General features: G+C 53.2%; 18 protein-coding genes and 2 pseudogenes. 6 read left to right on the top strand and 14 right to left on the bottom strand.

The window, feature by feature from the left end; translation table 11 throughout:
• Positions 1 to 21 precede the first annotated feature (21 nt).
• The gene (locus ACQZ2L_RS19450) at positions 22 to 588 is read left to right on the top strand and encodes a DJ-1/PfpI family protein (protein WP_430327434.1); all 567 of its coding nucleotides are present in this window, start codon (positions 22 to 24) and stop codon (positions 586 to 588) included.
• A gap of 118 nt (positions 589 to 706) precedes the next feature.
• Here the strand turns inward: ACQZ2L_RS19450 and ACQZ2L_RS19445 are convergent, their stop codons facing one another.
• Positions 707 to 934 (bottom strand): hypothetical protein, encoded by a 228-nt coding sequence (locus ACQZ2L_RS19445; protein WP_430327433.1) that lies wholly within the window; start codon positions 932 to 934, stop codon positions 707 to 709.
• A gap of 645 nt (positions 935 to 1,579) precedes the next feature.
• On the opposite strand from ACQZ2L_RS19445, the gene ACQZ2L_RS19440 reads away from it, so the two are divergent.
• Positions 1,580 to 2,101, top strand: coding sequence for a GrpB family protein (locus ACQZ2L_RS19440; RefSeq protein ID WP_430327432.1), 522 nt, complete (start codon positions 1,580 to 1,582; stop codon positions 2,099 to 2,101).
• A 31-nt stretch (positions 2,102 to 2,132) separates the two neighbouring features.
• Here the strand turns inward: ACQZ2L_RS19440 and ACQZ2L_RS19435 are convergent, their stop codons facing one another.
• The 3 genes from ACQZ2L_RS19435 to ACQZ2L_RS19425 form a co-directional block, all read right to left on the bottom strand.
• The gene (locus ACQZ2L_RS19435) at positions 2,133 to 2,624 is read right to left on the bottom strand and encodes a helix-turn-helix transcriptional regulator (RefSeq protein WP_430327431.1); all 492 of its coding nucleotides are present in this window, start codon (positions 2,622 to 2,624) and stop codon (positions 2,133 to 2,135) included.
• A 345-nt stretch (positions 2,625 to 2,969) separates the two neighbouring features.
• On the bottom strand, positions 2,970 to 3,515 hold the full coding sequence (locus ACQZ2L_RS19430) for a dihydrofolate reductase family protein (RefSeq protein WP_430327430.1): 546 nt from the start codon (positions 3,513 to 3,515) through the stop codon (positions 2,970 to 2,972).
• A gap of 98 nt (positions 3,516 to 3,613) precedes the next feature.
• The gene (locus tag ACQZ2L_RS19425) at positions 3,614 to 4,546 is read right to left on the bottom strand and encodes a LysR substrate-binding domain-containing protein (RefSeq protein ID WP_430327484.1); all 933 of its coding nucleotides are present in this window, start codon (positions 4,544 to 4,546) and stop codon (positions 3,614 to 3,616) included.
• A gap of 142 nt (positions 4,547 to 4,688) precedes the next feature.
• Here ACQZ2L_RS19425 and ACQZ2L_RS19420 point away from each other — a divergent pair, with 142 nt between their 5' ends.
• The gene (locus ACQZ2L_RS19420) at positions 4,689 to 5,447 is read left to right on the top strand and encodes a sulfite exporter TauE/SafE family protein (RefSeq protein ID WP_430327429.1); all 759 of its coding nucleotides are present in this window, start codon (positions 4,689 to 4,691) and stop codon (positions 5,445 to 5,447) included.
• 134 nt (positions 5,448 to 5,581) lie between these two features.
• On the opposite strand, the gene ACQZ2L_RS19415 is transcribed toward ACQZ2L_RS19420, so the two are convergent.
• The 4 genes and pseudogenes from ACQZ2L_RS19415 to ACQZ2L_RS19400 form a co-directional block, all read right to left on the bottom strand.
• Positions 5,582 to 6,490 carry a hypothetical protein gene (locus ACQZ2L_RS19415; RefSeq protein ID WP_430327428.1) on the bottom strand — a complete coding sequence of 303 codons (909 nt, stop codon included), beginning with the start codon at positions 6,488 to 6,490 and terminating at the stop codon, positions 5,582 to 5,584.
• Between the two features lie 533 nt (positions 6,491 to 7,023).
• A pseudogene (locus ACQZ2L_RS19410) lies at positions 7,024 to 7,221 on the bottom strand (helix-turn-helix domain-containing protein); the annotation flags it as partial.
• A 353-nt stretch (positions 7,222 to 7,574) separates the two neighbouring features.
• Positions 7,575 to 8,249, bottom strand: coding sequence for a hypothetical protein (locus tag ACQZ2L_RS19405; protein ID WP_430327427.1), 675 nt, complete (start codon positions 8,247 to 8,249; stop codon positions 7,575 to 7,577).
• Positions 8,249 to 9,097 carry a hypothetical protein gene (locus tag ACQZ2L_RS19400; RefSeq protein ID WP_430327426.1) on the bottom strand — a complete coding sequence of 283 codons (849 nt, stop codon included), beginning with the start codon at positions 9,095 to 9,097 and terminating at the stop codon, positions 8,249 to 8,251. The genes ACQZ2L_RS19405 and ACQZ2L_RS19400 overlap by 1 nt, the downstream gene beginning before the upstream one ends.
• 1,332 nt (positions 9,098 to 10,429) lie before the next feature.
• Here ACQZ2L_RS19400 and ACQZ2L_RS19395 point away from each other — a divergent pair.
• Positions 10,430 to 10,651, top strand: coding sequence for a DUF4224 domain-containing protein (locus ACQZ2L_RS19395; RefSeq protein ID WP_430327425.1), 222 nt, complete (start codon positions 10,430 to 10,432; stop codon positions 10,649 to 10,651).
• A gap of 81 nt (positions 10,652 to 10,732) precedes the next feature.
• Here the strand turns inward: ACQZ2L_RS19395 and ACQZ2L_RS19390 are convergent, their stop codons facing one another.
• From ACQZ2L_RS19390 to ACQZ2L_RS19370, 5 genes and pseudogenes are all read right to left on the bottom strand, one after another.
• A complete protein-coding gene (locus ACQZ2L_RS19390) occupies positions 10,733 to 11,710 on the bottom strand; it encodes a reverse transcriptase family protein (protein WP_430327424.1) in 978 nt (325 codons plus the stop codon).
• Positions 11,667 to 11,993, bottom strand: a complete 327-nt coding sequence (locus ACQZ2L_RS19385) for a helix-turn-helix domain-containing protein (RefSeq protein WP_430327423.1) — start codon at positions 11,991 to 11,993, stop codon at positions 11,667 to 11,669. The genes ACQZ2L_RS19390 and ACQZ2L_RS19385 overlap by 44 nt, the downstream gene beginning before the upstream one ends.
• A gap of 44 nt (positions 11,994 to 12,037) precedes the next feature.
• Positions 12,038 to 12,223, bottom strand: coding sequence for a hypothetical protein (locus tag ACQZ2L_RS19380; protein ID WP_430327422.1), 186 nt, complete (start codon positions 12,221 to 12,223; stop codon positions 12,038 to 12,040).
• Between the two features lie 489 nt (positions 12,224 to 12,712).
• A pseudogene (locus ACQZ2L_RS19375) lies at positions 12,713 to 13,107 on the bottom strand (integrase domain-containing protein); the annotation flags it as partial.
• Between the two features lie 1,119 nt (positions 13,108 to 14,226).
• On the bottom strand, positions 14,227 to 15,381 hold the full coding sequence (locus tag ACQZ2L_RS19370; protein ID WP_430327483.1) for a Fic family protein: 1,155 nt from the start codon (positions 15,379 to 15,381) through the stop codon (positions 14,227 to 14,229).
• 409 nt (positions 15,382 to 15,790) lie between these two features.
• On the opposite strand from ACQZ2L_RS19370, the gene ACQZ2L_RS19365 reads away from it, so the two are divergent.
• Complete coding sequence (locus ACQZ2L_RS19365; protein WP_430327421.1) at positions 15,791 to 16,999, top strand: tyrosine-type recombinase/integrase; 1,209 nt, start codon at positions 15,791 to 15,793, stop codon at positions 16,997 to 16,999.
• Here the strand turns inward: ACQZ2L_RS19365 and ACQZ2L_RS19360 are convergent, their stop codons facing one another.
• Positions 17,000 to 17,521 (bottom strand): hypothetical protein, encoded by a 522-nt coding sequence (locus ACQZ2L_RS19360; protein WP_430327420.1) that lies wholly within the window; start codon positions 17,519 to 17,521, stop codon positions 17,000 to 17,002.
• A 122-nt stretch (positions 17,522 to 17,643) separates the two neighbouring features.
• Between ACQZ2L_RS19360 and ACQZ2L_RS19355 the strand changes: the two genes are divergently transcribed.
• On the top strand, positions 17,644 to 17,844 hold the full coding sequence (locus ACQZ2L_RS19355) for a helix-turn-helix domain-containing protein (protein ID WP_182407800.1): 201 nt from the start codon (positions 17,644 to 17,646) through the stop codon (positions 17,842 to 17,844).
• Positions 17,845 to 17,940: the final 96 nt, after the last annotated feature.

Here is a 17,940-nt window from a genome sequence, read left to right as displayed (position 1 = left end):
TTTCATGGAGGATTCTGTCTGATGGCACGTGTGGCTTTGATACTGACACCTGGTTTTGCGGACTGGGAATACGCTTACATCGGGGGTACGGCGTCCCCGTTTTATGGGATCGACGTCAGGTTTTTCGCTCCCATTACGGGGCATTTTCGTTCGCAGGGTGGATTAGCGGTAACGGTCGATAGCAGCTTGCAGGAATGTCTGGAGTGGAAGCCGGACGTTGTTGTCGTCATTGGAGGGATGGTCTGGGAACGTGAAGAAGCCCCCGATATTCGAGACTTTCTGCATGCAAGCCGTTCAGGTGGAGCAGTCATTGCCGGTATCTGTGGCGGAACGCTGGCGCTTGCGCGGGCTGGGCTTCTCGACACGGTTGCTCATACCTCGAACAGTGCTGATTACTTGCAGAATGCGGTCGGTTACGAAGGCTTTGCGCTTTATCAAAACAGCTCAAGAGCGGTGATGGCAGACCGCATCATTACGGCTCCAGGCACCGCACCCGTCAGTTTCACCTGCGCGGTGTTTGAAGGTGCCGGGCTAGCGGCAGAGAGCGTTTCTCAGTTCAGATCAATGTTGGCAGCGGAGCATCGGTGATCGCGTTGTCCCGCCGTGTCGGCTACACCGTCTGCGATGATGGATAAGCGCTAGGTGCGGCGGACAGCTTGGTCTCACGCAAGCAGCCTTCCACCACCATGATCATTCGATCTGGGCGTTACTCGGCCTGTACCGGGCCTTTGTCCTCAAGCAACTTCCCACATTGCTCGGCCGCCAGGCGGCTGATGATGCGCATCGCTTGATGGATGCCGGCTGTGTTGCGAAAGGTCAGTTGTGGGTTGTGTTCGCACTCAAGCACATCGTCGTGCTGGACGAGGGCTTCACCGAGAAGCTCGAGTGTCCAGGCGTAGCTCTGGATTGTCGACAGACGTTCCTGGCTAGTCATGCGAACACCTGCTTCGGCCTGGAACCGGACAGGTCCAGAGTGGAAACGCAGCACAACTGCTGATGGCGCGGCATCTGGATATTGTCGTGGTGGGGAACGGATGCGGGGATCCGCAACGGAGTTGTTGTGGTCATGCATGGAGTCCTTTTCTGTTGAAGCACCACACCAGCCGTCGCCAAACGGTTGGGTGGCAGCTGTACGCAGGTTGGCGAACCGAGGAAAAGGAACCCGGCAGACCCGAAGGTCTCCCACGCACAGCCGCCATTACACGAAACTGCAGACACAAAAAAAGCGCCAGCAATCGTGGTTGGGGCGCCATTGCGCCTTTTCGGTCGAGTCGCCAAACCCGGTCGCGGAATTGGCCGCGACTTGGCTAATCTAGCTGCCCAGATCAATGGGTGCAAGTTTCAGGGCTGTGGGAAATTTCTCAAACGTGTATGGCGAGGACTCAGTCCCTACTCCGGGATTGAGTCGCGTCTGTGCAGGAGTTTCTCAGTTAAGATCAGTGTTGGCAGCGGAGCATGGGTGATTGCGTCGTCCCGGCCTGCCGGGTACATGCCCAATCGGTCTTGATCAGACGCTAGCGAATGCATGTCTTCTGAGGGAAAATTCGATGCTCTAGGTACTCGCCGCCAAGGAATGGAAATGGCACTGACCAGCAAGATCACCCCTTACAACCCCACTTGGCCCACCCGTTTTATCGCGGACAAGCCGCTCATCGCTTCGGCCTTTGGCGATGAACTGATAGCCATACACCATGTTGGAAGTACATCTGTTGCAGGCCTCGCGGCCAAGCCTGAGATCGATGTGCTGATCGAGGTTCATGATCATCGCAATGCGTCGGCGCGGGATGAGGTGTTGATCGGGTTAGGATACGTACGAGGAAGTGATCTAACGCCAGGGCATCACTTCTATCGGCGTAATGTGGACGGGATTCGTACGCACAAGCTCCATGCCTGTACCTGCGGCCACCTCGCGATCATCCAGATGTTGGGGTTCAGAGATTTGCTGAGGCGCGATGCGACGCTCCGCCAGCAGTATGAAGCGCTGAAGTTAGTGTTGGAGTCGAGCAATACCGATGGGATGGCTGAGTATCTGGAGAAAAAGTCTCCGTTCATTATCGCGGCGTTACGTCGTGCGGGGATAGCCACTGCATGCAATCAATAATTGCACGCTCGCCGAGCAGGCCCTGCGTTGCTCATTTTTCCTGACTGCGTTCCCGTGCCCTTGGCGAGGATGAGTTAGATGCTGCCTTTTTCGCTTTGGCTGCGGCAGGGCTTTTTCCTCGTTTAGGTCCGACCACCACACAGGAGCTGGCCAGCGGCGAGAGATTCGCCAACGTCCGCGCAGCCGCAGCGATTGGTCCACCTGCATGCAACGGGCCGACATCCTTGTCCACGACCGGTGCAGCGGGCTTAACTTTGGCAGTCATCACCATCCCCATCCGCACGCCAAAGAGACGCAGAATGGCCTCCAAGGTGCTGAGCTTCGGATTCGACTTGCCGCTCTCCAATTCGTACAGGCTTTTCGTGGACATCTTGCACATGGCCGCGAAGGTCTCCTGATCAAGCCCGGTGACTTCGAGCCGCAGACGGCGGATGGATACACCAATAGGATCGAGCCCCGCAGCGTTGCGACGGACGATATCCTCTACGAGCTGAGCGCGCTCTTCAGGCTGCAGTTTTTTCATCGCAATCCCCACTCCACGAGTCGCTTGTCCAGGTTATTCACAGGTATCGGGGCTGCATTGCGCATCGATTCAGGCGCATCGATCAGCAGATCGGGTAACGCCCCACGCACCGTCGGCAAAGGCTCGGATCGTGAGTCTGAACGGCATGTCCGCACCTCTAATCAGTATTTTAATGCCGATTACCATAGTGGACGGTGCGTAAACCGGCAATGTACTGCTGATTACTAGCCTCGGCGGGAAAAGCCGGCTCTGGACTATCCACTGAGTATTCACCTCAGCCTCTTAACACAAGCGGCTGAATGATGATCGTGTCGCCTGGGGGCAAGTCGTACACTACGGGATAGCCTATACCACCACCTGATAACGACTCTGCACAAACCCGTTGTCCGACGTTGATGAATCAATCAGCCGCAGCTCAAGCTCATCCCCCAACTGGCTGAACAATGGAATCCCTCTGCCTAGCAGCACCGGAATACGCGTAATCGTGATCTCGTTGATCAATCCCGCAGCGAGGAAGTTCTGGATGGTCTGACCTCCATCTATGTAGAGGTGCTTGAGACCGCGACCCGCGAGCTGCGCCACGATCAGCGCCGGATCGCCGGCCATGACCTCGACTTTGCTTTGTAGTTTTGCAGGTATCGATACCTGCGCCTGTGAGAGCACCACGACGGGTGTTTTTTCATAGGGCCAATCCGGGAAGGACAACACTTTCTCCAGCGTCTTGCGCCCCATGACCAGCGCATCGACCGTCGTCATGAATTCATCATAAGTCAGGCCGTTCAATGCAGAGCACTCATATTCAGGGCGGTTAAGCCACTCAATATCTCCGTCCTTCTTGGCGATGAAGCCGTCAACACTTGCCGCGATAAAGACTGAACATTTGCTATCCATGACCAGAAGAGCTCCTTTTTCCAACGTTTAGACGATGACCTCAGGCCATGTTTGATCATATCCGTACTAGCGACTGACAGGCTGAACGCGCCGTAAATTCATATCAGTGCTGTGCCGCGTTTGAACTCCGGGCTTTCACCCACGCAACGCATCATTTCCAGCAACGTCCTCACCCGCAGCGGCAGATTGCCAGCCGGGTAAACCGCATGCATCTGTGGGCTCACACCACTGCTGGAGGTAAGCTTGTACTCAGGCAAAACCCGCAACAGGCGCCCAGCATCCACTTCGGGCTCTGCCATCCAATCCGCCAAGCGGGCGATCCCGACGCCCGCCAGGGCTGCCTGGAATACCGCCAGACCGGAGCTGAAACGAAATTTCGGATGAACCCGAAAGCTGCTGGCCTGCCCCTCGCTGCGAAAATTCCACTCTTTGAGAATCCGCGGCGCCGTATGCAGAATCAGCGAATGCGACGCCAGCGCCTCGATAGAGTCGGGCACGCCTTTGCGCTCCAGGTAACCGGGGGCGGCATACAGATGGCGGGCGTAACTCCAGAGTGCGAAACCGATCAAGTCGCTGGACTGTGGAAATGCCCCGCGGATTGAGAAGTCCAGCTTGCTCTTGGCCGGGTCGAGAAGCTCATCGGTGAAAATCACATCGATGTTGACGTCTGGATAACGCTCGCAGTATTGCGCGATCAAGCGCGGTAATACCCCATGTCCAAGTACCTCGGGGGCGGAAAAACGGATCCAGCCAGAGGCCAGGCCGCTAAGGCCGGCCAGGTCTTCATCAACTTCACGTTGCAGTTCGAGCATTTTGTAGGCGTGAGCCAGCAAGCACTCACCCGCCTCGGTCAGGCTCACGGTATTGGACGAGCGATTGAACAATTTGAGCCCGACACTTTCCTCCAGGGCTTGAATGGCGCGGGTCAGCGCACTGGGGGAGCGTCCCAAGGCCCGCGCCGCGGCGACGAAGCTGCGCTTGCGAGCTACGGCCGCAAAGGCTTCGAGTTCCGCCAACATATTCAATGCCACGCCCCACCTCATTGCACTTTTCACAATGCGGCATTGCAACACAGAAAGAGCCCTTCCGTTAACCTTCCTATCAACCCGGATCAGCATGTCCTCTGGTTGCAGTGATATGCACCACCCACCTAGATAGTCAGAGCTTTAGTTCATGGTCGATATTGCCATCCTTTGCGTATTCGCTTTCGCTGCCGGCCTGATCGATGCGGCAGTGGGCGGCGGTGGACTGATCCAGATACCCGCACTGTTCAACGTACTACCCAGCGCTCAACCGGCTGCGCTGCTGGGTACCAACAAGGTCGCGGCCGCCTGCGGTACGGCATTCGCGGCTCGGTCGTTCGTACGCAAGGTGGTGATCGACTGGGGGCTTGTGATCCCCGCGGCCTGTGCGGCCTTTGTCATGGCCTTCTTCGGCGCCGCAACGGTATCGTTCGTACCGCAGTCAGTGATGCGGCCGGCAGTGCTGGTGCTGATTGTGCTGATGGCGATCTACACCTTCTGGAAAAAAGACTTCGGCGCCCTGCACAAACCCATGCGTATCGGTACCAAGGAAAAACTGCTGGCGATCGTCATCGGCGGCGCCATCGGCTTCTACGATGGCCTGTTCGGGCCCGGTACTGGCAGCTTCCTGATCTTTTTGTTTATCCGCTGCTTCGCCTTCGACTTTCTGCATGCCTCGGCATCGGCCAAACTCGTGAACATTGCTACCAATATCGCGGCACTGATGTTCTTCATTCCGACGGGTAACGTGCTCTACCTGATCGCAATCCCCATGGCGGCATTCAACATCCTCGGAGCACTGACTGGCACCTGGCTGGCGGTTCATAAAGGCGTGCCCTTTGTCCGCACGCTGTTCCTGGTGTTGTTGGTGATTTTGATCAGCAAACTGTCTTACGACCTGTTCCTGTAGAACTCAGGCCTGCAAGCAGCGACTCGCAGTTATTACCCTGCCGACCGACTTTTAAAAAGACAGCGACCGGATGCTCGCTCCGGTCGTGGTCTTGGAGGGTCACGCTAGGCAGGCATCAAGTGCTTTTTGCACTATTAGTATTGGTCGGAGCGAACCCACTTTCCGATGCCTACGCTCCTCCAGCCAGGTGCGGCTGCGGCGGACTGTGCCCCTGAGCCTGTCCGTGATGTATTGATTCCTCCTATGTCGGAAAACGAAACAGTGGATCGTTGATCCCTGTAAACAGTGCTTTTAAGCACGAAGGTCTCGTTCTTCTCGTCGATCCTTTCCAGGATGCCTTGTTCGGCCAGTGGATTCCCGCCCCCCGTGGTTGTCTTACGCCAAACAAGTAAATAACGATTGAGTGACTGCTTGAGTTCGGCTACCACTCGAGCACGGATAACATGCTCATTGACATACGCCTGACATGCTTCTTCTACAGGACTGGTGATATTCCTGATCTGTCGCTGCTTGTCATAGTAATCCCGAAACGGATCTGCGCTGGGCTGTTCAGAGGGATAGATGACATCTTGCTGAACGAGGTGGCGGTTGATGGCGGCCGAACACATGTCGGCAGCGGCAGCATCGGCAATAGCGTCAATGCCGTCCACACCGGGCGCAGCCTTGGCTGCGTCATCGGTTACGGCTTTGATGGCATCATCTACAAGCTTGCTGGCCTCTTCGTGAGCCTTGTTCAAAGCAATAAACGAGGCCTCATAGATGATTGAGGCACCCTCAATGGCGCTGTCATCTTGCTTATCCATGGCGATGTAGAGTTCATCGCGCGCCCTGTCGTGGGCGACTATCGGCGCCCCCTGCTCGAGCGCGGCGGTAAATACCCCCCAGACCAATGCATAGACCTCGGCATCGCGCAGCGCCCGCACTACATCAACGGCAGTCGCAGCGTCCTTGTTTTCTTTGATGATGGCTCGGCGACTCGTTAGCGCTTCGTAGGTTTTGCAGTCACGAATACTTGAAAGCAACGCGTCCAGATCTGTAGGCATAAAAACGGACTCCTGTCCGATGGAGTTAGAAAAGCGCTAGCACTTCAACTTGCTGGCCTGCGCTTTTATAAGCCTCCTTGCGAGACGCTGGTACTGTCATTCTTACCTAACAAAACTAACAGGTGACTGGCTGACGGATCCGTGAATGGACTTTGAAACGAGGCATTACAGAAACAACAAAGCCCGCACGAGGCGGGCTTTGTTGGGTATTGCTTGGACAGTGGTGTACTTCGGGATACTGATGTCTGGTGCGGAGACAGACGGACGGTTATTGGCCGCGAGGGACCGGTTTTCGTGGGGCTGGAATTTGGTGGAATTTTTGATGTACCTCATAGGGTGTCCATAAACAAATCAGCTAGTTATGGCTTTCCGTGGAATCGAATCGGTTTTTTTGGACTCCAGTGAGAGCTACGGCCCCCGCTTCAAACGCTGGGTGAGGAACGACAGAATCCGTCCGAAGATGGCAGCTAGCAAACCTGTAGCTGCCCTTCGTGAAGCACAGCAATCGGCCAGAACACGCCCGGGGCTCACAGCTAAGCGTTCCGCCATTGCGTGGGCGTTGTGTTCTGCCCAAAATTTAATGCGTGATAGAACGAGTTGGCATCCTCGAAGCCGACGCTATAGGCCGCTTCATTGATATCGATAGTCGAATCCAACAGCAATCGCTGCACCATGTCCTGCCGCGCTTCCAAGGTGAGTTGACGGAAGTTGTTGCCTTCCCCGGTGATACGCCGTTGTAGCGTTCACTCACAGGCACTTAATTCACGCGCCACATCTGACGGGTCGCCATTGCGTCCTTGAGGACGACCTTGACCTGATAACTGACCGAAATAAGGGATTTGTGTTCTTGCAGTGCCGAGGCCACCGGCCGCCCTTGATGTACTTATCCGAGGGCGGCTATGGGGCGGTAGCTGACAGATCCGAGTGGTGAACGCTATAACATTTGGACGTCGCTCAGAGCAACTTAAGCGCTGCTACAGGCCGAAATCTCAGCAGATGTGCCAATCGTCGGTAAAGGGGGTGCCCTATGATTTGATGACACCTCTTGAGCTTATTTGGAGCGATGATGGAAAACGATAAACTTTCATTGCCCTAAAGTTTCTGAATGGCTAGTTTTTATTGTTACCAACTCGCCAGCCGAGTATTTTACAGCCACATGATATGGCAGCACGCTCGAAATAAAATAACTGAACGATGACCAAGTTATAATCGTAAATACTATGGCGCTTACTAGCATGACGCCCACATTTATAACTGTGAAAGGCATGAGCAGTGCGGTTGACAGACCCACAACTAGAAACACCTCGGCTAACGATCCGCTTCGACGTATTTTTTTAATATTACGATCAAGTTCTATCTTGGCCCCAAGGCCTAAGGCTTTTTTCTGAAGCTCATTATTTTTGGTTTCGATGTATTTTAAAGTTATATCGACAACAAGATTCCTAACTTCATCTTTAAGCGTGAAAAAGTAGAACAACCCTTCAGCTAGGCTCCGAGCTAGCCATGCAACGCCTATGACGAATGCTATTGAGTAAGTGAGTTGAAGCATACTGAGCGATGGGATAACACCATCAGTCATATCCATCATGGCCTTTACTTTAACTCCGGACAGCCCACATATGACGCTGTCGGATATTTTGTTGGTTGCAATGTAAGTCGCGACAACAAAGAAAAGCCAAGCAAATATATTGGAGAGACTAAATTTGAAGCCTAACTCTTCGTCATATCTCTGCTTGCAATATTCTATTAGCTTTTCCATCAGACCAATCCGATAAAGAAAACGTCCCCGCCTTTCGCATCGTATGCACCACCTTCGAAAATGGGGCTACCGATGAAGACCATTGGAAGCGGAGAGCCCAGATATTTTTTGATCATCTCAAATTCTGCCTCGCTTTTGTATTGCAGCTTGATCATCCTGTCGATGACTAGATTTTTAACTTTAGTAGATTTATTGACTGCATCTAGCTCAGTAACTAGAACTTCAAATATCAGGGGATCACCCAAGTTTCGGCGGGAAACCATGGAGTGAAAATTCTCGCTGGATGTCCTATTGAACTTAAAGGGGGTCTGCTTGTCTTCGCTTACAATAATTTCTATCGTGCTCTGCCCGGAATTTTTATGGCGCACAACTCCGATCAACTGGTCGATTTCTTTGTTGATAGCTCGGTCGCCATAAGGGTGCTGAGATGCGTTTGGAATATAGTTTTCGTAAGTGATAGGCTCGATAATACCTAGCCGAACTTGTTCTTCACGGAGCGCGGATTGGTTGGCTAGAGAACCGGCGTTGGCTAAAGCTTGCTCGCGCGCCTTATCAACTGCAGGGCTAATAGCACTGACGATCCTCTTTAGCGTGCTCTTGATCTTTGGGCTGCTATCAATAAATTCTATGATGTAACCGCCGTCCTTTGGCGGTCTCGACCACAGCTCCGTTTCTAGATAGTCTTCGGGGCTAAGCCGAGCATTCTTTATTACTTCGCCGTACTTGACGTCAAGGTGCGCACGATTAACTGCGCCTTGAAGATGATAAAGGCTTTTACCTAACGTGCGCAGGCTTACCGTATGATTTCTTGTAATGTCACCATCAAAGTGCAAGTGTAAGTAACTCATAGCGGCTTCCCTGCTTCAACGCCCAATTTATAAATTTAAGCTTCGATCATGATGGCTTAAGGAGAGCAGCTAGCTAGCGCCGTGGCAACCTGCCATCACGAGACTGCGCGAGTATGCCTGAGTGGCCTGTCCAGAGCAGCTATTTTTCGTGCTTGCTGGAGCTGAACGAGATCGGCGGTGAAGCCGTAGACAGCTTCAACGAGAGTAGAGAGCGTGGTGGTGAAACGGAGAATGAACGGGGAAAATCTAGTCAGGCAAAGGAAAAATGCTTAAGGACGTAAACCGTAAGCCTTTGAAATCATTGGTGGACCCACACGGACTCGAACCGTGGACCAGGATTATGAAAGCGTAACCAAGCGGCACTCTCTGGTGGGGTAGTTGCCGGAATTGATCTCGATAAGGAATCCGTCGAGCATAGGCCTTCATCGAAGCGAGTCCGGCGCGTAATGAACCTAGAGAGTATTTGGCGAAAAGAAATTCGCCGTCGGTTCAAAGACGACCTGCAAAGGAGCAGGGTCAGGCTTAACTGGCCTTCGCACGCCAGGTTCATTCACTCCGAATTTGAGTGCTTCGCAGAGCTGGCGAGACGCAACGCTGCATGGCCTCCGAGTTTACCCATGCTGCCCAAAAGCATCCCCAGGAATCCCTAGCATAAACTCGTGCGCCGGTGAGATCGCAAAGATCTAGGAGCGGAGGTGTCCTCAGATTTGAGGACACATTGTCGCAGATCGGCGTTTACTCATAGCGCCACATGACTGAGTTCCGGTGAGCCGACGATCTGGGCCGATAATGACGTACGACTGATACCCGGCTATTTGTTCAGAATTTTCTGACCCAGCTTGTAAGCACCCCAGCCCACCCCTCCGAGCAGTGCAGCGCCGCCGACGGCGCAAGCAACGATTGGAAGAACAGCAGAACCTGCAGCGGCACCTGCGATAGCTGCTACACCGCCAGCCATACCTGTCCCCCCCGCGGCAACAGCCCCTCCACCTGCTGCAGCAATAGCGGCCGTGGTAGTCGCTGCTGATGCGCCTGCGGCGATTGTCGCCGCTGCCGCCGCTTCCGCCGCTGCTACACCGATCACTCCAACGCCGTAGGCAGCACCGATACCCGCTCCAGTGGCCGCAGCCACCCCAACTGCAGCCACTTCACCAACCTGCTCATTGTTCATGTAATGCTCTCCTCACAGTCCCTGAGAAAACGACATTAATGCAGGCTATTTGACATCATGCAATAGGGGCTGCTTTTTCTTTGCTCTTAAACCAACCAGTGCAATCAGCCGCAATGAGGTGTAAACGTCATGAACTCACTTAGCCCAGGGGAAGTGGATCAATGCCGGTAGAATTTTTGACGCACGAGCAGGTTTGCGAACTCACCGGAGCGAAGACGAAGAAGGCGCAGATCGCGAACCTGGCGCAGAATGGCATTCGTCATTCGATCAAGGTAAACGGCTGGCCATGTGTGACTGTGGGCGCAGTTGAGGGCTATGCACCCCAGGTTGATGAGGAGCCCGCCGTTCCCGCGTGGATTCCAGACTTCAGCAAGATCAATTAGGCCGCTGGTTGCGTGACGGCGGAAATCCTTACGCGTCAGTTCCGCCGTTTTCACGGAAACTAGCGCCCAAAGAGTACGCCCCTACTTTAAACTCAAACTATTTCTGGCCAATAGCGCTTTATGCTTAAATTTAGGATCAAGATATGAAGCCTCGTTAAGCACACCAGCTAGTTTTTCCATTAGTTTCTGTTCGCTAAAACCGTATCGATCAATTTCGCCATTGATGGCGGCCTCCAACCTTCTTACTGATACAATCCTTGCGTATGGCACGTGAACTTTATTGTTGATAATTACTGTTCCAGTCACATGCTTAGGCTGTTTTTCAGTAAATATTCGGGTTTTCTTATCATTGATAACATGACCATGCCGCCTGACCACTGACTTCACCTCTCTCTCAAGAGAGAGCGGAATTAAGTCACCCGAGAATGTCAGATCGTCCACATAGCACGTAAATATTAGGCCATGCTTTTCTGCGAGAGTATTTAACTCATCATACATCGGACGAGATGAATGAAGTGCAAGTAGCGGACTGAGCGGGCTTCCAGTTGGCAAGCAATTTCGAAAAGTTGTCAGCGCGGTAAGGATTCCCGATACGTCGCCTACGCAATTCATTTGAGTTGAAAAAAATTTGTTAACATGAAAGCTTTTGACCTGACCGTAAAAATTACTCAAGTCAAAAGTTGCTACAGCCTTCGATTTTTCATGAGCTATTGCATTTGACCGATAGGAGCGCTTTTTGACTCCAGCGTGTGCGTAACCTGGATGCTCCATTCTTTGCAAAAGCTTAAGTATACGCTCATGGATAGCCCGCAGCTTACGAGCAGGCGTCTGTACAAGCCGTCTCTTGGTTACCTTTTGTGAAAAAGGATTATAATCTTCCAATAGAGTAAATTCCCGGTAGTTTTCATTACTACCAAGAATAGAGTCTATTTCCTCTTGCTCGCTATCAAGCACATGATATAACTTACCTGGAGATGTTAGCTTGTACAGTGCGCTCTGATTTATTGGATAAAGCTTAAAAGGTTTTCGCTTTCTTACCGAAGTTTTTAGCGGTCTCATTCCTAGCCTGATTCCATTCAAATATTGAGACTATTTTTTTTGCGACATGCATCCTGAACTTGTCACTTGGCTTGGGACCCTCTAAGTTCTCCGAAAAAAACAATATCGATGAGAGAGGAATGTCAAACTGCTCGCTGTATCTGGACAATATGTCCATGGTTGGTTGTTTTTTTCCTGACTCTATCTCGGATAAATAGGAGTTGGAAATTCCAAGCCGGGCAGAAAGGTCTGATTGAGAAACGTCGTAAAACGTACGGATCAGCTTAAGCGCTTTATTTAACATGGCGAATGCCTATAGTAGAGCTGGTGAAAACAGCGGGGTAGGTCTTATTCAGAATCGATTCCGAGGAAGCTAAGGATTTTCGGCCCGTATTTATCGATCAGCGTGCAGAGGTTTACGAAAAACCGTACTACCTGCCAACCAGCCATGAAAACCTTTACAACGCTCCACTTCTTCTTCTTTTCTGGACTGACCAGACATTGCTCTGCGGTTTTTTCTTCACTCTTGTGCATCTTTCGAAGCTCCTATCTAGGTTATGACACACTTATGTGTGCCTCTCGGGCATAACCAGATAGCAAGTAGTGAAACGGGTTGAGCAATGCTTTTCCCCCTCCGATACACCGGCTTCGTCGCTCTCGACGAAGCCGCTTTTGTCCTTGAAGGTGTGGAGGCGCCTGACGCGGCATTCCGCCTTCTCCGGCCAAGGGTTAGAGACCTAGGTCTCCACGGTGCTTTGGCACCAACAGCAACGAGATGAGTCTCCGTCCGCCACACAAATATGCGAAATAAATTCGCAGGTGTCAAACATTTTTCGCTGACAGCGAAAAATAATCGCTGGATACGAAACATTTATTTCTATAAATATAAATAAAATCAATAAGATAAATCAAAAAACTTTTTACTTTCGGATCTGTCCCTGTGAGGGTGTATTGGTGTACAACCTAAGGATCTAGGCAGTACCTGCAGGCATTCCCACTCAGCCTCAACCTAACGGTTCAAGCGATCTGCTTAGTGGGTTCACGGTCGCGGCCTTGCGGCATGAATTTCGAACCTCTGCGCGCTGCATACCTACGCCTTACTCGGACTCGGCAATTTCATGCACCGATCAACACGAAGCTTCGCCATGATTCTGTTGGCGCTGAACAATCTGTTTTTGCAGTAATGGCAGCTAGATCACCGCGCCTAACCACGTCGCGCAGGCATTCCGCGCATTATTGATGCCAGGCCACTCATTCGGATGGCACCACTTCACGAGTGCCTGCCACCTGTCACAGTGCGCCTTGACCGTGCCGTAGTGGCCACCGCCGAACATGTCTTTCAGTGCCTGAGGTCCTGCGTAACTCAATTGCCTGCCGTAGCCGAAATTACGGCCATCACGTCTACCCACCAATGCCATGTCGGTCACCTCATCTTCCGATCTCCGATCCTCGCCCCACGTCATCCCGCCAAGAATGCTGAGTGTTATCAGGGATCAAGGCCCCTGCGACCTGTGGGGATGTCCTCTAACGCGGGACTGGCGGCTCCTTACGACCGGGAGCAAGGGCATCTCATGATCTGGCCTCCTGAGCACCGTTACCGGTGGGCGGGTGGAGGCTGCATTGGCTGACGAGACCAGTGCCGCGAGATCCTGAGCCAGGTGCAAGCAGCAATGCGATGACCGGGGCATATCTGACTGTCAGTCAGGTGCAGTCCATTCCGTGGTCTGCGGCACCATCATCTACAGCGCCGTTGCTGGTGACATCGGCGTTTGTCACGCCGATTGTCACGAGTGGAGTAGCCGCAAAGCCAAATGCGATAAGGGCTGCAGCAGCGTTAGAAGCGCCCGTCTCTTTCCAGGAGAAAGAGACGGGCGCAGGTTGGCGCGAGATTCGACCAAGCGGACAGGTTGCTGCAGGGCAGCGACGTAGAAAGTGTTGTCTGGCGCACGAGGGCCATGATCTGAAGTAGGCATCCATCACCGGGGAGGTGACCGGGCGAGTTGCTGGATGCGAATCGCCATTTGGGGGCGAACCACCGCGAGAATGGCGTGACCTTTAAGGTCCGGGTCACTTGGGGTGCTGTCATCGACAGCGCTTGCACGGCCAGTTCTACGCCTGTGGAGTTGCAGGGTGGGGCAATATTGCGTCGATCTCGATAGGCCAGGTGTTTGGCTGAACCGGGAATACTCTTGGGCTGGAAGGCGGATTTGATGGCACGGGCTTCGCCCGTGTTCGCGGGTAAACCCGCTCCCACAGGGAGTTGCGCTGGCTTTTAGATTTTTGACAAGACAGTCGATCCGCTGGCGTTTTCTTCTGGCGAACCCAGGTCGCTGCGTCGCATCACAACACGCTTGGCTGGGTAACGTGCCCAAAGGCCGCGCCAGTTTGGAAAAATACGGCTAGGGGTTGCTGCCACCGCACATAACCAACACGCCGGCCCATTTTACAATGCCTTTAATGCTCGAGCCCTTTGCGGCTAGTACACCCCACGGCTTCGGGCCGCTTGGAGTGAAAGAATGCTGTGTTCCCGTGCTTACTCAGGCTCTATCGAGCGGTTCTGGAATGAACCCCTGCTCCCTCAGCGCCTTAATGACCCCTCTCACCAAGTAATTGCTGGAAAAACCAATGGTGTATTGCCTTGAGCCCGGACTGATCGGCACAAGCATGCCTTGCTCCAGCAGATTTTTGATCTGGTACGTACGCTGGTTAGCTGTGAGCTTGGGAATGGCCTGAGCAATGCCACCCGACTTCACCACTTTCAGCTTTACAACGCTGACCAAGATCTGTTCCTCGATCTCACTAATCCAGTCGCGGCTGCGGGCAAAGCTCACTGCCGGCAACAGAATGCATTTTGTGAGGTAGCCATAGTCGGTAAGCTTGTCCACCTTTTCCAGCTCGTCGCGAATGCCCTGCAGCACATACGTGCACCATGCCTCCAGGCCTTCAGTGGTGCCGGTGTCAGCAACCCCCAGCATGGTGTAGTACTTGTCGCGGTCATTGCAGAACACTGCCGTGGGATTGAGTACCCGGCCCCCTGTGTTCACGTTAAAGCCGTACTTCATCAACAGCGCATAGGTCAGCAGCCTCACCACGCGCCCGTTGCCATTGCCAAAGGGATGAATCCAGCCGAAACGGTGGTGCGCCAAGGCGACTTTCATCAACGCGTATTTCGGAGAGTCGTCGCGGTTGATGAAGCTGACCAACTCCTGCATGTACTGCGGCACCAGCACACCGTCCGGGGGCAGATGCTCGGCCTGGGCGATCCTGACAGCCCCTTCACGGTAGGCGCCGGGGGTTTTGTCACCTTCACGACGCAAGCCCGTTACAGTCATGGCGTGCAATTCGCGAATCATGTGTTCAGTAAGGTTTGCACCGGGCTGAATCACCTCTTCGATGTAGTCCATCGCCTTTTCGATATTGGCAATTTCCAGCAACTGGTCGGTGCTCTCGGCTTTCCCTTCGACCTTGCTATCGATGTAGTCCGCCAGCGTGGTGTGGTTACCTTCGATCCGGGCTGAGCCCAAGCTCTCCAGCGTATGGAAAAGTGCTTTCAGCTGAAAGAACACCTGAGGTGGGGTATCCCCTTCCAACCTCAGCCTGCGCAGAAATTCGAGCTCGGCCAGTACATCAACCAGCGGGGAGTCGAAGGATGGGTTGAGTAGCTGCAGATCATGGTGAGAAAATTGGGGCATCTCAAAAACATCTCTAAACAGAGAAATCATTATCTAGAAAAAGTCTGGATTTTGCGCCGTAAATACTGGCCTGAACAACAAATCAAGATAAGCATTATCTAGAAAATCGTGCAACCTTAAGTGGAAAACCACGCACGAACAAGTCAAAAACTGCGGATCTGAATGGACAAAAAAACCCGCACGAGGCGGGCATCTATTGCAGCCAGCTAGCGAAAATCGCTATTGGCTAATCTGTCTGGTGCCGGAGACAGGAATCGAACCTGCGACCTTCGCGTTACGAGTGCGTTACTGCGCGCAATGATTACATGGGAAAACCCGTAATCATTGGGTAATATCGTCCGGTTGAGTCCACCAAGACAGGTCCGTATAGTCATTTTTGCTGTCACCCTGCTGTCACGGACAACCAGCCATGAAAACCAAGATCACCGCCAAGGTTCTATCCAGCATCCAGCCCCAAGAGAAGGCATATCGCATCCACGACACCGCACAGCCGGGCCTGTCGATCAGGGTGCTGCCCAGTGGCCACGCCAGCTATATGGTGACCTGGGGCCGGAACCAAGCCGCCACCTTGGGGCGAGTCGGCATGATGACCCTGGACCAGGCGCGCACCGAGGCTGCTCGGTGGCTTGCTGAGGCCCACGCCCACGGCACCCCACTGGTGGCTACCAAGAGTAAGCGTCGAGCTGCGCACACCCTTCAGAGCTACCTGGAGGAGAGCTATTACCCGTGGCTGGAAACCCACCACAAAGCCCACCAGAAGACCCGACACGCCATAGAGTACAGCTTCGGCGCACTGATGCGTAAAACGCTGACAGACATCACCCAACGCGATCTAGAGGCTATGCGGGTGAAGTGGTTGGCTGCCGGGCTGAAGGATGCCACCGCCAATAGAAAGCTGGCAGCCCTCCGCGGGGCGCTTTCCAAGGCAGTCGAGTGGGGCGCCCTCGATCAACACCCGATGACCAAACTGAAGCCGATGCGGCTCGACACCCGCGCCCGGGTTCGATTCCTATCCTCGGAAGAGGAACGGCGGCTGCGTCAGGTCCTGGACGATCGGGAGGAACGCATTAGGGGCGAACGTGACAGCGCCAACCGGTGGCGGCGGGAACGGAAGAAAGAAGAATTACCCGACTTGAGGGCCAAGAAGTTCGCCGACCATCTGAAGCCGATGGCGATCATCAGCCTGAACACCGGACTACGCAGAGGCGAACTTTTTAATCTGACTTGGCTGGATATTGATTTTTCACAAAAGACGCTGACAGTAGTTGGGGAGGGCGCAAAGTCAGACCAGACCAGGCACATCCCGCTGAACAAGGAAGCGCTGCAAACTATTAAAGAGTGGGAAACCCAGTCTAGTGGCCTACCTCTGCTCTTTCCAAGCCAGACTGGCGGCGTAATGGATAATGTCAAAAAGTCTTGGGATAGGGTATTGAAAGAAGCGAAAGTGAGCTCATTCCGCTGGCACGACCTTCGACACACCTTCGCCTCAAAACTAGCAATGAAGGGCGTCCCTCTCAATACTATCCGGGATCTACTGGGGCATGCCGACCTCAAGATGACCCTGCGTTACGCCCACCTTGCACCAGACAGCAAGGCTGCGGCGGTTGAACTACTTTGACTAGGAGTTTTTTATCATGGCTTTGAAGCCATGATAATTTACATCTAAGATTTTGTTTTTTTGAATGAATCTGACGTACTCATTCAGCATTGCCCACTCACCCCTGACCAACTCTAAATCAATATGTATCTCTGCAGGCATGTAGCTTGCTGCTGAGCGATTAACCTTCAAGTCGCCATACAGATTGAAGTCACCTCTGAAATATTCGTCACGTGAAACTAAGGTTGCAATGTCGACGGTTTCTAGATCAGCGTATTTGAAACCTAAACCTCCGACTCTAAGCTTGTAGACAACATCATCCTCTGACCAAATTTTTTCTACTAATTCAATGAATGAGGTCTTGTCGTCCGGTTTTTCCCCAAAAGGGTCATCGACGACCGTTGCGCTGAGCACACCCTGTATGCCGCATTCCAGCAACGCCACTATTTTCTCGTTCTGAGTGGTGGCTGCGAGCTCCAGGCCAGCTTTCAGTAGCGGATCGATCCGGGCGGAGATCACAGCTTTCTTCGATCGGTTTGCCATTCATCGCTCCTCAGAAAATCTTACACAGCGATAGCTTGCATCGCGTGTTACTTACAAATATAGTGTTTACACCGTCCAGTATCGTCCGGACGTGAGGTTTTCACAACTGGAGCTTTATACAGATGACCCAGACCAACCAATTCCAGCCGCTCGCCCTCGGCATTGACGATGCTGCTCGTGTCATCGGCGTAGCGCGCTCGATGCTCTACGAGATCGTAGCTCGCGGCGACCTTCCAAGCTTCAAGCTAGGGCGTCGTCGCATGATCCTGGCAAAGGAACTGGAGACCTACATCAATCGCGTGGCCGTGGAGAATGCTCGATGAGCCTTGATGTTGTTGATTCATCAGGCCACGTGCTGGGCGAGCTTCGACTTTCTGCCTGGACATCCGTCGTCCAGCTGGGAGACGCACAGCTAGGCA

Origin of the sequence: Pseudomonas shirazensis (assembly GCF_050496565.1) — a bacterium.
Lineage (GTDB): Bacteria > Pseudomonadota > Gammaproteobacteria > Pseudomonadales > Pseudomonadaceae > Aquipseudomonas > Aquipseudomonas shirazensis_A.
Note: the sequence above shows the minus strand (reverse complement) of the source record. Positions and strands in the feature narration are given on the sequence as shown.